The organism is uncultured Brevundimonas sp., assembly GCF_937863155.1.
Taxonomy (GTDB): Bacteria; Pseudomonadota; Alphaproteobacteria; order Caulobacterales; family Caulobacteraceae; genus Brevundimonas.
On the sequence record NZ_CALMFB010000004.1, the window covers coordinates 1 to 13,537 of the forward strand.

A 13,537-nucleotide genomic window follows, 5' to 3' on the forward strand; every position below is an offset into this window, starting at 1 on the left:
TGCGTCTATCTGGTCGATTCGGGCGGGGCCAATCTGCCGCACCAGGCCGAGGTGTTTCCCGACCGCGACCATTTCGGCCGCATCTTCTTCAACCAGGCCCGGATGAGCGCGCGCGACATCCCCCAGATCGCCTGCGTCATGGGATCGTGCACCGCCGGCGGCGCCTATGTGCCGGCCATGTCGGACGAGACGGTGATCGTGCGTAACCAGGGCACCATCTTCCTGGCCGGGCCGCCGCTGGTGAAGGCCGCGACGGGCGAGGTCATCTCGGCCGAGGAGCTGGGCGGGGCCGAAACCCACGGGCGCAAGTCCGGCGTGGTCGACCATGTGGCCGAGAATGACGAACACGCGCTGGAGATCGTGCGAGGCATCGTCGCCGACCTGAACACCGTCAAGGCCGTGGCGATGGACATCCGCGAGCCGCGCGAACCGGCCCTGGACCCTCAGGACCTGTATGGCCTGATCCCCGACGACGTGCGCGCGCCTTATGACGTGCGCGAGGTCATCGGCCGCATCGTCGATGGGTCAGAGTTCGACGAGTTCAAGGCGCTTTACGGCACGACCCTGGTCTGCGGTTTCGCCCGCATCTGGGGAATGCCGGTCGCCATCCTGGCCAACAACGGGGTGCTGTTTTCCGAAAGCGCGCTGAAAGGCGCGCACTTCATCCAGCTGGCCTGCAAGCGCAAGATTCCGCTGATCTTCCTGCAGAACATCTCGGGCTTCATGGTCGGCGGTCGGTATGAGGCCGAGGGCATCGCCAAGAACGGGGCCAAGCTGGTCACCGCCGTCGCCAGCGCCGAGGTTCCGAAATTCACCGTCCTGATCGGCGGCAGTTTCGGCGCCGGCAACTACGGCATGTGCGGCCGCGCCTATTCGCCGCGCTTCCTGTTCACCTGGCCCAACAGCCGGATCAGCGTCATGGGCGGCGAACAGGCGGCGTCCGTCCTGGCCACCGTCCACCGCGACGCCGAGACCTGGACCGACGACCAGGCCGAAGCCTTCAAGGCCCCGATCCGCCAGAAATACGAGGACGAGGGCAACCCCTACTACGCCACCGCCCGCCTATGGGACGACGGCTTGATCGACCCGGTGCAGACGCGGGATGTGCTGGGTCTGGCGATCAGCGCCAGCCGGAATGCGCCGATACCGGAGACGCAATTCGGCGTGTTCAGGATGTGATGAAGGAAGTGTGGGCTTGGTTGCATCACACGTATTGCGCGTATCTTTTCTCAGTGTAAGCTTGACCGTTCATACTGTCGTGATGACCCCGCGAGGCAGGAGATAGGAGAGGGCAATATGTCGGATGCGCTAGCGCAGCACGCTCTCAAGCTCCGTTTCAGTGGCGGCGATGCCGAACGCCGCGGCCTCGACCTCTACGATGGTTCAAACTCGTTCTACGGCTTCGCGCAAGCACTTCAGATTGTAGTTCATGCATATATGACGGGCGAAATAGTCAGTAGAGCTACGGCGTTGAAAGGGGCTGAAATTTACTTCGGCGCGCCCCGCCGTGGGAGCGTATTATTCGACATCATCGCAGTGATTGAGCAGTATCCAGCAACCGCCGGAATTGCTGGTGCAGCATTCTACGATTTTGTTAAATTGGCGTTCTCAAAAGCTGTTGGCATGCTGAACGCCAAGCCGGAAACACCTAGCGTTCAAAAAATTGACGTAGACGACACATTCTTCGATCAGTTAGCGGAGACCCTAGAAGGAAGCCTTCGGCGCGCTCACAGGGCTATTGACTACGGGATCCCTATGGTCACTCTAGAGCGACCGCGCTCGACTCTCGTTACATTCGACAAACAAACAAGCGAATGGGTAAATACTCGTGATGAGAATCCCGAGGTTGAGGAGTTAAGCGGAAACATCACGCGTTATAATGCTTTAAGCGGAAACGGTCGCGCTTACATTCGTGAGCTCAATAAAGTCATGCCATTCAGGCCGGGCGATGCCTTCCCTGAGCATAAGCGAGGCCACCTTACTTGGTCCCTTCACGGGAACACCATATCGGCTGGTAAGGAGTTGAAGCTATGGGCATCAAAAATCGAGTCAGCTCGAGGGGAGCCGAAACGTTTGATTTTGGCTGACGTGGCACAGGCCCGCTCAACAATCGAAGATTGATGGACGAAATTCTGAGCGAGATGAGCGGGGGTTTTTTCCCCATTCGCTAAAGCTCACCCCACCCTCAGCACCTTCTCCATCGCCTTCCCCTTGGCCACCTCGTCGACCAGCTTATCCAGGTGGCGCAGCTCCCGCATGAAGGGGTCTTCGATCTCCTCGACGCGATGGCCGCAGATGACGCCGGCGATCAGGAAGCGGTTGGGGTTCATGGCCGGGGCCTGGGCGAAGAAGGTTTCGAAGTCGGTCCCCTCGGCCAGCAGGGCGTCCAGCGCGCCTTGCGAATAGCCGGTCAGCCAGCGGATCACCTGGTCCACATCGGCGCGGGTGCGGCCCTTCTTCTCGACCTTGTTCACATAGTGGACGTGGACGCTGGCCACGCTGGTCCTGCGGATGCGGTCGGTGGCGCTGGTCTTCATGGCGCAGCTTTCGTGTTCCGTTCGGCCGGTGGCGCGTTATAGGACGGCAGCCGCAGGAGATCACCATGACCGACCCCACCGACCGGAACGCCGACGACCTGAACGCCCTGGACATCACCGACGCCGAGGCGGCCGAGATCAACGCCATCGCCCATCCGTTCGTGGCCGATCCGGCGCCGGACGCCAATGACGATCTGGTGCAGATCGATTCCACCGCCGACGGCGTGGTCTTCGTCACCCTGAACCGGCCGCACAAGAAGAACGCCTTCGATGCCGCCACCATCGCCGCCCTGCGTGAAGCGTTCGAGACCCTGCACGGCGCCGACCATGTTCGGGCGGTGTTCGTTCGCGGCGCGGGCGGAACCTTCAGCGCCGGGGCCGACCTGGGCTGGATGCGCGACGCGGCGGACTGGTCCGAATCCGACAACCGCGACGACGCCATGGGACTGGCCACCATGCTGAAGGCGCTGCACGACGTGCCGGCCCTGACGGTGGCGGTGGTGGAAGGCGCGGCCATGGGCGGCGGCGCGGGCATTGTCGCGGCCTGTGACATGGCCGTGGCGGTCGAGGGCGCGCGCTTCTCCTTTTCCGAGGTCAAGCTGGGCCTGATCCCGGCGACCATCGCCCCCTATGTGATCGAGGCGGTGGGTGCGCGCCGGGCGCGGGCGCTGTTCCTGACCGGCAACATCTTCGACGCCGACTACGCCGCCCATGTCGGCCTGATCGACATGGTGCTGCCCGAAGGGTCGCTGGACGAGTTCATCTCGATGCTGACCGACAGCGTGACCGGCAATGCGCCCGGCGCCATGGGCGAGGCCAAGCGGCTGGTGCACGACGTGGCGGGCCGCAAGCTGGATCACGGCCTGATGGAGGACACCGCCCGCCGCATCGCCCGCGCCCGCGTCTCGGACGAGGGGCAGGAGGGTGTTCGCGCCTTCCTGGACAAGCGCAAGGCGCGCTGGGCGGAATAGGCGGCGGGGCTTCAGTCCGGCTTCTTCTGCACGATCACGCCGATCGAGGTCGTCTGGTGGCCCCACAGGGCCATCATCAGATGCGGCTCGGTGCGATAGGGCAGGATGTCCAGATAGCGGTCCAGCGGCTTGTCGCCGGGGGTGAAGTCGAACGGCGCCACCCGGTGCCCCTTGGCCTCCAGCCGGCGCTGAAGCTCTTCCATGTCGCGGCGGCGGAACAGCACCGTGTCGCCCGTGTCGATGGTCACGTCGTTGGAACTGACGGTGTATTCGGTCGTATGCACGGCCCAGCCGCCGGGCTTCAGCGTGTCCAGCGACCGCTCCACGAACCTCAGGCCCGCCTCGATGGCCCCCAGATGCTCGAAGGCGCAGGCCGACCAGCAGAAATCATAGCCGGTCAGGTCGTCCGGCACGGCGTTCATGTCGACCGTGCGGAAGGTCACGTTCCGCTCGAACACCTCGGGCGGGCACAGGCGCGGGCGGGCCAGGGCGGCCTTGCCGGCGGCGTGCTCGTTGCTGGCGATCCAGCCGGCGCCCGCGGCCTGGTCGGCGCTCATGTCGGTGGCGGTGACTTCGATGCCCTGCGAGGCGAACCAGGCCGGGATCGATTCCCATCCGACGCCGAACCCCAGCGCCCGCGCGCCGGGCCGGATCGCCCCGCGTTCCCACAAGGCTTGCAGGATGAAGACGAACTCCCACAGCTTGCGGTGATAGCGCAGGCCCTCGCCGATGGTGCGGATCCAGTAGGGGAAGTAGGGCTGGTCGAAACTGTCCTGACGGCACAGGGTCGAGTTGGGGAAGGCGTTCACCCCCGGCGCGCCCTCGATCATCACCGGCTTGCCCTGCCACACCGAGGCGTCCGGCAGGGTCAGGGCCGCCAGCATCAGCTTGATCTCGGCCGCATCCATCGCCGTGGCGTGGGCCAGCCGCTCTAGCCGCACCAGACGCTCATGCAGCGGCAGGGCGGGATCAGGCCTGGGCTGGCCGGGGGCCACCGGATTGATGTCGCGCGGAAACCAGTGACGCAGGCGTTTGCGGATGACGCGCAGGCCGCGATCAAGGGGCGACGAACTCGACAACAGACGGCTCTCCGGGGCGGGGACGGCGTTGTCATAGCGGGGCGGGCGCCGTGACGCCACGCCTTTCCCCGGCGCGGGCGAACGGCTAACGGTGGGGCATGTTCAAGTCCGTCCTGGTCGCCAATCGCGGCGAGATCGCCTGCCGCGTCTTCCGCACCGCCCAGCGGATGGGAATCCGCACCATCGCCGTCTATTCCGACGCGGACGCCCAGGCCCTGCATGTGCGGTCTGCGGACCAGGCGGTGCGCATCGGCCCGGCCGCCGCGCGCGAATCCTATCTGGACGCCGCCAAGGTTCTGGCCGCCGCCAGGGAAGTGGGGGCCGAGGCGATCCATCCCGGCTATGGCTTCCTGTCCGAAAACGCCGACTTCGCCGAGGCGGTGATGGCCGCCGGCATGGTCTGGATCGGCCCGCCCCCCGCCGCCATCCGCGCCATGGGCCTGAAGGACGCGGCGAAAACGCTGATGATCCAGGCGGGCGTGCCCGTCACCCCCGGCTATCAGGGCGAGGACCAGTCGGCGGCGACCCTGGCGGCCGAGGCGGGGCGCATCGGCTATCCGGTGCTGATCAAGGCGGTCGCGGGCGGCGGCGGCAAGGGGATGCGTCTGGTCGAACGGGCCGAGGATTTCGCCGACGCCCTGGCCAGCGCCCAGCGCGAGGGCCAGTCGTCCTTCGGCGACCCGCGCGTGCTGATCGAAAGCTACATCACCCGCCCGCGCCATATCGAGGTTCAGGTGTTCGGCGACAGCCACGGCACGGTGGTCCATCTGCACGAACGCGACTGTTCGCTGCAACGCCGCCACCAGAAGGTGATCGAGGAGGCCCCGGCCCCCGGCATGGACCAGGCCACGCGCGATGCGGTCACCGCCGCCGCCGTGCGCGCGGCCCAGGCGGTGAACTATCAGGGCGCGGGGACCATCGAATTCATCGCCGACGCCTCGGACGGGCTGAAGGCCGACCGCATCTGGTTCATGGAGATGAACACCCGACTGCAGGTCGAACATCCGGTGACCGAGGCGATCACCGGCGTCGATCTGGTGGAATGGCAGTTCCGCGTGGCGTCGGGCGAACCGATCCCGCTGAAACAGGCGGACATCCCGATCAAGGGCTGGGCCATGGAGGCGCGCCTTTACGCCGAAGACCCGGCCAACGGCTTCCTGCCGTCCATCGGGCGGCTGGAGCATTTCCGCCTGCCCGACGACATCCGGGTGGACACGGGCGTCGAACGGGGCGGCGAGGTCAGCCAGTTCTACGACCCCATGATCGCCAAGCTGATCGTCCACGCCGACACCCGCCAGGTGGCGGCGGCGGACCTGGCCGACGCCTGCGCCCAGGTCGAGGTCTGGCCGGTGAAGACCAACGCGGGCTTCCTGACCCGATGCCTGAACCACCCGCGTTTCGTGGCGGGCGATGTGGATACGGGGTTCATCGGCGCGGAGGAGGGTGCGCTGGTCGGGACGGGTATTCGCCTCGAGGTCGCCGCCGCCGGCGCCGCCCAGCGGTTCGAGGAACAGCGCCGCGCGGCCCTTTCGCCCGATGAGGACGGCAAATCGCCCTGGGCCGGCTATCGGGGCGACATTGCGGGCTTCCGCCTGAACGGACCCTCACGGCTGGAGGTTCAGACGGCCATGAACGGCCAGCGTCATGCCGCGTCGCTGACCGAACGTCGCGACGGTCATGCCGCCTGGTACGACGTCACCACTTCGAGCCGGGTTCAGCGGGTGGCGCCCGGTGGCGTCTCGCCGGATGATCTGCAATCGGGCATCTGGGTCGGCGACGATTTGATCCGTTCTCTTGAGACGGAAGAGATCACCGTGGTGTTCGACGCCGGCGAAGCGATCGCGTTCGCGGACTGGCGCGCGGATGCGGCGAGTGCGGCCGGCGGCGCCGCGTCCGACGGTTCCCTGCGTGCGCCCATGCCGGGCCGGATCGTCGCGGTTCCGGCCAAGGCCGGCGACGCTGTCACGAAGGGTCAGTCGATCGTGGTGCTGGAAGCCATGAAGATGGAGCACGCCCTGACCGCCCCCTTCGACGGCGTGGTCGGCGCAATATCGGTTTCGGTCGGCGATCAGGCCGCCGAGGGAACGGTCCTGGCCACGGTCACGGCCGCAGGAGAAGATCAATGAAGACCCCCGTCCGCAAACTGGCCCTGGGCCTGGCCTCCGCACTGGCGCTGGGCGCCGTGGCCGCTCCGGCGGCGGCCCAGACCGACAGGACCCGCCCTCTGACCGCCGACGAAACCGCCGACATGCAGTGCATGGTGGTGTTCAGCGTCATCGCGGCCGATCCGGAAAAAGCCGCCGGCGCGGCCATCGGCGTCTTCTATTATCTAGGCCGACTGGAAGGGCGCGACGCCTCGACCGACTGGCTGGAACGGTTCTACGCTTTCGCCCAGACGGCGACGCAGCAGGATCTGTCCGACAACGCCGAACGCTGTGGCCAACTGGTGGCGGATCGCGGCCTGAAGATGCAGGAAGTCGGCGGCCGACTGACGCAAACGCCCGGCGCCTAATCCGCCAGGCCTGTCCCGCCCAGCGGCCGCGTCTCGTGTCGGTTGTCGAAACTGGCGATTAGGGGGCGGCCGCGGGCGATGGCGGCCTGGACCCCAGGCAGGGACAGCGAGGCGCGATGGCTGTCGGCGCTGTCCCACACCTCGGTCACCCACAGGGCTTCCGCGTCCTGTGCATCCTCGGCCACGACATAGCTCAGGCATCCGGGCATGGCCGTCGTGCCTTCCAGCAGGATGGCGGCCAGTTCGGCGCGGTTGCCGGGCGTGGCCATGATGCGGCCGATCAATCCGTACATGGGCGTGTCTCCGAAAGCGGGCAGGGCGGTCGCGCCGATGGCCAGGCCGAGGGCGGCGTTCAGCGTCTGTCGGCGGGTCGCGGTCATGACGCCAACATAGTCTCAAGCCGGCCCTGACGTCGCCCGGATTCGGATGTTAAGGGCGAGCCATGGCGCTTCATATCATCAAGCTGTGCGTCGGCGTGTCGGACATCGACTGGCTGGAGCGGCGGGCGGCGGGCGGCAAGCCCCTGATCGTGCACACGCGCATGACGCCCAAGCGCGCGGCCGAGATCGAGGACGGCGGCTCGTTGTACTGGGTGGTCAAGGGCGTCGTCGGCTGCCGCCAGCCGATCCTGGACATCAAGACCCTGGGCGAGGGGCGGGCCAGCCGCTGCGAAATCACCCTGGCGCCCCAGGTGGTGCGGACCGCGCCGGTCGCGCGCCGGGCCTTCCAGGGCTGGCGCTATCTGGACGGGCGCGAGGCGCCGCCGGACCTGTCGGTGGTCGATGGCGGCGACATGCCGTCCGAACTGGTCGAGCAGCTGCGCGAGCTTGGCGCCTGGTAGGGCGGCGCCGCGGCCCAAAGACCCCAATCCGATTGTGTGTTGACCGGCCCTGACGGGCATGGTCTTCGCCCCGTCCGATGTTCGCCCTCAGCCCCCCGTCCCGAACCGTTCTGCGCGACCTGCTGGCCCTGGCCTGGCCGGTGGTGCTGGCGCGCATCGGCATCATGACCATGGGTCTGACCGACGCCCTGGTAGTGGGCAATCATTCGGGCGAGCAACTGGCGTTTCACGCCCTGGCCTGGGCGCCGACCAGCATCGTGCTGACCACGGCGGTCGGGTTGATGATGGGCGTGCAGGTGATGACCGCGCGGCTGCTGGGCGAGGGGCGCGAGGCCGAGGTGGGCGCCGTTCTGCGCCGGGGCTTCGTCTATGCGCTGCAACTGGGCGGCGTGGCGATGATCGGTCTGATCCTGCTGGGGCCGTGGGCGATGCGGCACATGGGCCTGGCCGAGGGGCTGGGCGAGGGGGCGTCTTTCCCGCTGGTGGTCTTCGCCCTGTCGATGCCGGCCTATCTGATCAGCATCGCGGCCCAGTTCTTCCTGGAGGCCCTGGGTCGGCCCAAGCCCGGCATGTGGGCCATGTGGGTGGCCAATGGGGTCAATCTGCTGCTGAACCTGGTGCTGGTGCCGGACCTGCTGGGCATCGGCCAGTCCGGCGCGGTCGCCTCGGCCTGGGCCACCTTTGGCGCGCGGACCGTGCTGGCGGTCTTCCTGGTCGTCTATATCCTGCGCCTGCCCGAGGCGAAGGGCTGGGGCGTGTTCCGGCGCCCGGCGCGCGACCGCGTGGTCGAGCGTGAGCAGCGCAAGGTCGGCTATGGCGCCGGGTCCAGCTATTTCATCGAGGTCGGCGCCTTTGCGGCCATGACCTTCATCGCCGGACAGCTGGGTGCGATGCAGACGACCGCCTGGACCATCGTTCTGAACGTCTCGGCCATCGTCTTCATGGTGCCCATGGGCCTGTCGGCGGCGACCGCCGTGCTGGTGGGTCGGGCCTATGGCGCGCACGACCGCGATGGGGCCCTGAGGGCGGGTCTGGTCGGCATAGGGGTGGTGACGGTGCTGGGCTTTGTCATCGCCCTGATCGTCTGGCCCACGGCGGGACTGCTGACCTCGGCCTACAACCGCGATGCGGCGCTGTTGGCCATTGCGGCGCCGGCCCTGGCGCTGGCGACCCTGTTCTTCGTGGCCGATGCGATCCAGGTGGTCGCCGCCTCGGCCAACCGCGCGGCGGGCGATGTCTGGTGGCCGACCATCCTGCATTTCGTGGCCTATGCGGCGATCATGATGCCGCTGGGCTGGTGGCTGGCGCATCGGATGGGCGTGGACGGCATGGTCTGGGCGGTCATCATCGCCAGCCTGATTTCCGCCACCCTGCTGACCGGGCGGTTCGTGCGGATCGCAAAGCGCCTGCCCGTTGCAGGGATTAGGGATTAGGGACTGGGGACTAGGGACTAGGGATTACGGTGAGGTCGACCTGCGGGGTTGCGATATGGCGCGCCGCCCGCCACTAACCGCAGCTAGTCCCTAATCCCCAGTCCCTTTGCTCCCCGGAACCCATGTCCCGCATCCTCATCACCTCGGCCCTGCCCTACATCAACGGCGTCAAGCACCTGGGAAATCTGGCCGGGTCGATGCTGCCGGCTGATGTCTGGGCGCGGTTCAAGCGGGCGCAGGGGCACGATGTTCTGTACATCTGCGCCACCGACGAGCACGGCACCCCGGCCGAGCTGGCCGCCGCCGCCGCCGGCCAGGACGTCCGCACCTATTGCGACGAACAGCATGAGGTCCAGAAGCAGGCGGGGCAGGCGTTCAACCTCAGCTTCGACTGGTTCGGCCGCTCGTCCTCCGACGCCAACCGCCGTCTGACCCAGCATTTCGCTAAGGTGCTGGAGGCCAACGGTCTGATGGAGGAGCGGGTCGACCGGATGATCTATTCGGTCGATGACGGGCGCTTCCTGCCCGACCGCTATGTCGAGGGGACTTGCCCGCACTGCGCCCACGTCGGCGCGCGGGGCGACCAGTGCGACAACTGCGGCCGCCTGCTGGATCCGACCGACCTGATCGACCCCTATTCGGCGGTTTCGGGCAGCCGCAATCTGGAGGTGCGCGACACCCGGCACCTGTATCTGCTGCAGGCCGGCATGGCCGGCCGCATCCGCGCCTGGGTCGATTCCAAGGACTGGCCCGCCCTGGCCAAGTCCATCGCCTACAAGCATCTGGACGAAGGTCTGATCGACCGGGGCGTGACACGCGACCTGAAATGGGGCGTGCCGGTGGTCGGCCCCGACGGCGGCCCGCGTCCGGGCATGGAGGGCAAGGTCTTCTACGTCTGGTTCGACGCCCCCATCGAATATATCGCCGCGACCGAGGAATGGGCCGATGCGACCGGCGGCGACTGGCGCGCCTGGTGGCGCACCGACGAAGGCGCCGACGACGTGCGTTACGTCCAGTTCATGGGCAAGGACAACGTCGCCTTCCACACCGTCAGCTTCCCGGCCACCATCCTGGGTTCCGAAGAACCGTGGAAGACGGTCGACACCCTGAAGGCCTTCAACTGGCTGAACTGGTACGGCGGCAAATTCTCGACCAGCCAGAAGCGCGGCGTCTTCATGGATCAGGCGCTGGACGTGGCGCCGGCCGACATCTGGCGCTGGCACCTGACGGCCTATGGTCCCGAAAGCGCCGACGCGGCCTTCACCTGGGAACAGTTCCAGTCGACGACCAACAAGGATCTGGCCGACGTCCTGGGCAATTTCGTCAACCGCATCGTCAAATTCGCGGAGTCCAAGATGGACGGCGTCGTGCCCGACGGCGGCGCCCCCGGCGAGCTGGAAACCCGGCTGGAGGCCGATCTGCGCGCCGCCATCTATGAGGCGACCGAGGCGTTCGAGGCGCTGGAGTTCCGCAAGGCGGCCCAGGCCATCCGCGTCGCCTGGGTGCTGGGCAATGAATATCTTCAGGTCGCGGCGCCCTGGACGGCGCTGAAGACCGACCGCGACGCGGCCGCCGTGGGGGTCCGCACCGGGCTGAACCTGGTGGCCCTGTTCGCGCGTCTGGCGGCGCCGATCCTGCCCGACACCGCCGCCCGCATCGCCGCTTCGGTCGGGGCGACGGACCTGAGCTGGCCCTCGGCCGACGAGGCGCTGCTGGACGTCCTGCCGCGCGGCCGCGCGGTGGCGGCGCAAGGCGTGATGTTCGCCAAGATCGAGGACGCCCAGGTGGCGGAATGGACCGAACGCTTCGGCGGCGCGAGCTGAAACAGAAAGGCCCCGGATCGCTCCGGGGCCTCTTCCTTATCCTGCGGGCGCCGGTTCCGGCGCCGGTCGTTGCGGCGTCACCGTGACCGGCGGGGGCGAGGCGGACGGCGCGCCCATCACCGGGGTGGCCGATTTCTCGCTGCGGACGCCCTTCCAGTATTTGGCCTCTTCCTTGGGGGTGATCTTCAGGAAGGCGGGGGCGCTGCGGTTGAAGGATTCCATATTGCCGGTCCGCACCACGACCGAGCGATAGCCGTCCCAGATCATGTGCACGGCGACGTACAGCACGATGACCAGGCCCAGATAGCCGATCCAGCGATGCTTGTTCAGCAGGCGGGCGATGAAGGTCGCCGCCACGCCCATCAGGGCGATCGACAGCACCAGGCCGAACACCATGATCCACGGATGTTCGTGCGCCGCGCCGGCGACGGCCAGAACATTGTCCAGGCTCATGGTCACGTCGGCGATCATGATCTGCAGCAGGGCGGCGCCGAACGACTTGCGCTTCAGGCCCAGTTCCTCGGGCGAAGGTCCGCTGCCGTGTTCGATGCTGGCGGCCAGCTCCAGTTCGGCCTGGGCCTCGGCCTGGTCGTGGGTCGCCGCCTCGCGCAGTTCGCGCCACATTTTCCAGCACACCCACAGCAGCAGAACCCCGCCCGCCAGCAACAGGCCGACGATGGCCAGCAGTTGCACGGTGATCAGGGCGAAGCCGATGCGCAGGATCACCGCGGCGGCCAGGCCGATCAGAATGGCCTTCTTGCGCTGTTCGGGCGCCAGGGCGGCGGCGGCCAGGCCCACGGCCACGGCGTTGTCGCCCGCCAGGACCAGGTCGATCATCAGCACCTGGCCCAGGGCGGTCAGCTGGCTGGCGAGTTCGGGAGAGGACAGGAATTCCATCGCCGCTCTCTAATCCTGCCGCGCCGTCGCGCCAAGAGGCCGCACGTCAGTCGCGACCCTTCACTCGCGACCCTGGGCCCGCGCACATTCATAAAGCGAGATCGCCGCCGCGTTCGACACGTTCAGGCTCTCGAAGCCGCCCGGCATGGGAATGCGCGCCAGGGCGTCGCAGTGTTCGGCCACCAGGCGGCGGATGCCGTCGCCCTCTGACCCCATGACCAGGACGGTGGGCTGGGCGTCCAGCGCCTGTTCCAGCGTCTGCTGGCCCGATCCGTCCAGGCCCACGGCGCGCCAGCCCAGGTCGGCCAGCCGCTCCAGCGCCCGGCTCAGGTTCGTCACGCGCGCGCAGGGCAGGCGCTCGGTCGCCCCCGCCGACGCCTTGGCCAGCGCCCCGGCCAGGGCGGGCGAATGCCGATCCTGCACCACAATGCCGCGCGCGCCGAAGGCCAGGGCAGACCGGAAGATGGCCCCGACGTTCTGGGGGTCGGTCAGCTGGTCCAGCATGACGATGACGCCGCCCGCAGGTTCCGCGATGTCTTCCAGGGCGACGCCTTCCAGCGGGGCGATTTTCATGGCCAGGCCCTGATGCACGGCGCCGGGCGGCAGCAGGCGCGCCAGATGCGGCCCGTCGACCACCTCGACCGTGCGGCCGCCGGCGTGGGCGGTCAGCTCCTCGGCCCGGTCGGGCGTGGCGAACAGGCGGCCGGCGCCGCGTCGCGCGGGGTTCTCCAGCGCGGCCATGACCGGGTGGCGCCCCCACAGCCAGTTCTCGGCGTCCACCTTGGCCGGCTTGGGTCGCGAGGCTGGGCGCTCGGCGGTGGAATCACCCTTGGTCCGCGCCTCGCCGCGCGGGGCGGGGCCACGCTCCGGCTTGCGTTCGGGCCGGGGGCGAAAGCCCGTCTTTCCGGCCTTTTTCCGGTCGTTGCGTTCCCTGTTCGACGACACTATAAGACGCGCTCCGATTTGGGGCCCCAAGGGTTTCGGGCCGGCGCTTCCCTCTATTACAGGGCGTGCCCAGTCTGAAACGCTTTGTCGTTTTCCGGCGTTATCGCCGGCAGGCGACGCCCGGTATCGGTCTTGAAAGACGGCGCGAGGGGGAATGTCCCGAGCGGCAAAGGGGGGGGACTGTAAATCCCCTGCGTAAGCTTCGCAGGTTCGAGTCCTGCTTCCCCCACCACGCCCGTCCGCAAAGACCATCCAGGCCGGAGCCTTGAGGAGGAGCCGGGTGCGAAGGGGTCTCCTGACGCATTCTCCGCGCGGGTATAGCACAATGGTAGTGCAGCAGCCTTCCAAGCTGAGGATGTCGGTTCGATCCCGTCTACCCGCTCCAGATTTCGATGATGCAACGCCCGCTCCCCGATCTGGGCCAGGGCCACAGGAGTTTTGGCGATGGCCAAGGAAAAATTCGAACGGACTAAGCCGCACTGCAACATTGGCACGATCG

Annotated in this window: 13 protein-coding genes and 2 tRNA genes; 10 read left to right on the top strand and 5 right to left on the bottom strand. The window is 67.5% G+C overall.

The window, feature by feature from the left end; all coding sequences use genetic code 11:
* Both Q0581_RS00260 and Q0581_RS00265 read left to right on the top strand, forming a co-directional pair.
* On the top strand, window positions 1-1,179 hold a 1,179-nt coding region (locus Q0581_RS00260), incomplete at its 5' end, for a carboxyl transferase domain-containing protein (protein WP_298696211.1).
* 117 nt (window positions 1,180-1,296) lie between these two features.
* On the top strand, window positions 1,297-2,121 hold the full coding sequence (locus Q0581_RS00265) for a hypothetical protein (protein ID WP_298696213.1): 825 nt from the start codon (window positions 1,297-1,299) through the stop codon (window positions 2,119-2,121).
* Between the two features lie 53 nt (window positions 2,122-2,174).
* Here Q0581_RS00265 and Q0581_RS00270 read toward each other — a convergent pair whose 3' ends face one another.
* The gene (locus Q0581_RS00270) at window positions 2,175-2,537 is read right to left on the bottom strand and encodes a DUF2200 domain-containing protein (protein ID WP_298696215.1); all 363 of its coding nucleotides are present in this window, start codon (window positions 2,535-2,537) and stop codon (window positions 2,175-2,177) included.
* A gap of 65 nt (window positions 2,538-2,602) precedes the next feature.
* Here Q0581_RS00270 and Q0581_RS00275 point away from each other — a divergent pair, with 65 nt between their 5' ends.
* Complete coding sequence (locus tag Q0581_RS00275; RefSeq protein ID WP_298696217.1) at window positions 2,603-3,508, top strand: enoyl-CoA hydratase-related protein; 906 nt, start codon at window positions 2,603-2,605, stop codon at window positions 3,506-3,508.
* An 11-nt stretch (window positions 3,509-3,519) separates the two neighbouring features.
* On the opposite strand, the gene Q0581_RS00280 is transcribed toward Q0581_RS00275, so the two are convergent.
* Window positions 3,520-4,647: a class I SAM-dependent methyltransferase gene (locus Q0581_RS00280; protein WP_298696221.1), complete on the bottom strand. Its 1,128-nt coding sequence runs from the start codon at window positions 4,645-4,647 to the stop codon at window positions 3,520-3,522.
* A gap of 38 nt (window positions 4,648-4,685) precedes the next feature.
* Here Q0581_RS00280 and Q0581_RS00285 point away from each other — a divergent pair, with 38 nt between their 5' ends.
* Window positions 4,686-6,713, top strand: a complete 2,028-nt coding sequence (locus Q0581_RS00285) for a biotin carboxylase N-terminal domain-containing protein (protein ID WP_298696223.1) — start codon at window positions 4,686-4,688, stop codon at window positions 6,711-6,713.
* Window positions 6,710-7,099 carry a hypothetical protein gene (locus tag Q0581_RS00290; protein WP_298696225.1) on the top strand — a complete coding sequence of 130 codons (390 nt, stop codon included), beginning with the start codon at window positions 6,710-6,712 and terminating at the stop codon, window positions 7,097-7,099. Before Q0581_RS00285 ends, Q0581_RS00290 begins: the two co-directional genes overlap by 4 nt.
* On the opposite strand, the gene Q0581_RS00295 is transcribed toward Q0581_RS00290, so the two are convergent.
* Window positions 7,096-7,479: a putative quinol monooxygenase gene (locus tag Q0581_RS00295; protein WP_298696228.1), complete on the bottom strand. Its 384-nt coding sequence runs from the start codon at window positions 7,477-7,479 to the stop codon at window positions 7,096-7,098. The two genes, Q0581_RS00290 and Q0581_RS00295, sit on opposite strands and share 4 nt — an antisense overlap.
* Before the next feature lie 62 nt (window positions 7,480-7,541).
* Between Q0581_RS00295 and Q0581_RS00300 the strand changes: the two genes are divergently transcribed.
* From Q0581_RS00300 to metG, 3 genes are all read left to right on the top strand, one after another.
* Complete coding sequence (locus Q0581_RS00300; protein ID WP_298696231.1) at window positions 7,542-7,940, top strand: DUF1489 family protein; 399 nt, start codon at window positions 7,542-7,544, stop codon at window positions 7,938-7,940.
* 77 nt (window positions 7,941-8,017) lie between these two features.
* A complete protein-coding gene (locus tag Q0581_RS00305; RefSeq protein WP_298696234.1) occupies window positions 8,018-9,373 on the top strand; it encodes an MATE family efflux transporter in 1,356 nt (451 codons plus the stop codon).
* Window positions 9,374-9,495: 122 nt separating this feature from the next.
* Window positions 9,496-11,196 carry a methionine--tRNA ligase gene (gene metG, locus Q0581_RS00310; RefSeq protein ID WP_298696237.1) on the top strand — a complete coding sequence of 567 codons (1,701 nt, stop codon included), beginning with the start codon at window positions 9,496-9,498 and terminating at the stop codon, window positions 11,194-11,196.
* A 36-nt stretch (window positions 11,197-11,232) separates the two neighbouring features.
* On the opposite strand, the gene Q0581_RS00315 is transcribed toward metG, so the two are convergent.
* Together Q0581_RS00315 and rlmB are read right to left on the bottom strand one after the other, a co-directional pair.
* Window positions 11,233-12,093 carry a TerC family protein gene (locus Q0581_RS00315; RefSeq protein WP_298696241.1) on the bottom strand — a complete coding sequence of 287 codons (861 nt, stop codon included), beginning with the start codon at window positions 12,091-12,093 and terminating at the stop codon, window positions 11,233-11,235.
* A 60-nt stretch (window positions 12,094-12,153) separates the two neighbouring features.
* Complete coding sequence (gene rlmB / locus Q0581_RS00320) at window positions 12,154-13,038, bottom strand: 23S rRNA (guanosine(2251)-2'-O)-methyltransferase RlmB (protein WP_298696245.1); 885 nt, start codon at window positions 13,036-13,038, stop codon at window positions 12,154-12,156.
* A 148-nt stretch (window positions 13,039-13,186) separates the two neighbouring features.
* On the opposite strand from rlmB, the gene Q0581_RS00325 reads away from it, so the two are divergent.
* Together Q0581_RS00325 and Q0581_RS00330 are read left to right on the top strand one after the other, a co-directional pair.
* Window positions 13,187-13,270, top strand: a tRNA-Tyr gene (locus tag Q0581_RS00325).
* Between the two features lie 79 nt (window positions 13,271-13,349).
* Window positions 13,350-13,423: transfer RNA gene (locus Q0581_RS00330), tRNA-Gly, on the top strand.
* Window positions 13,424-13,537: the final 114 nt, after the last annotated feature.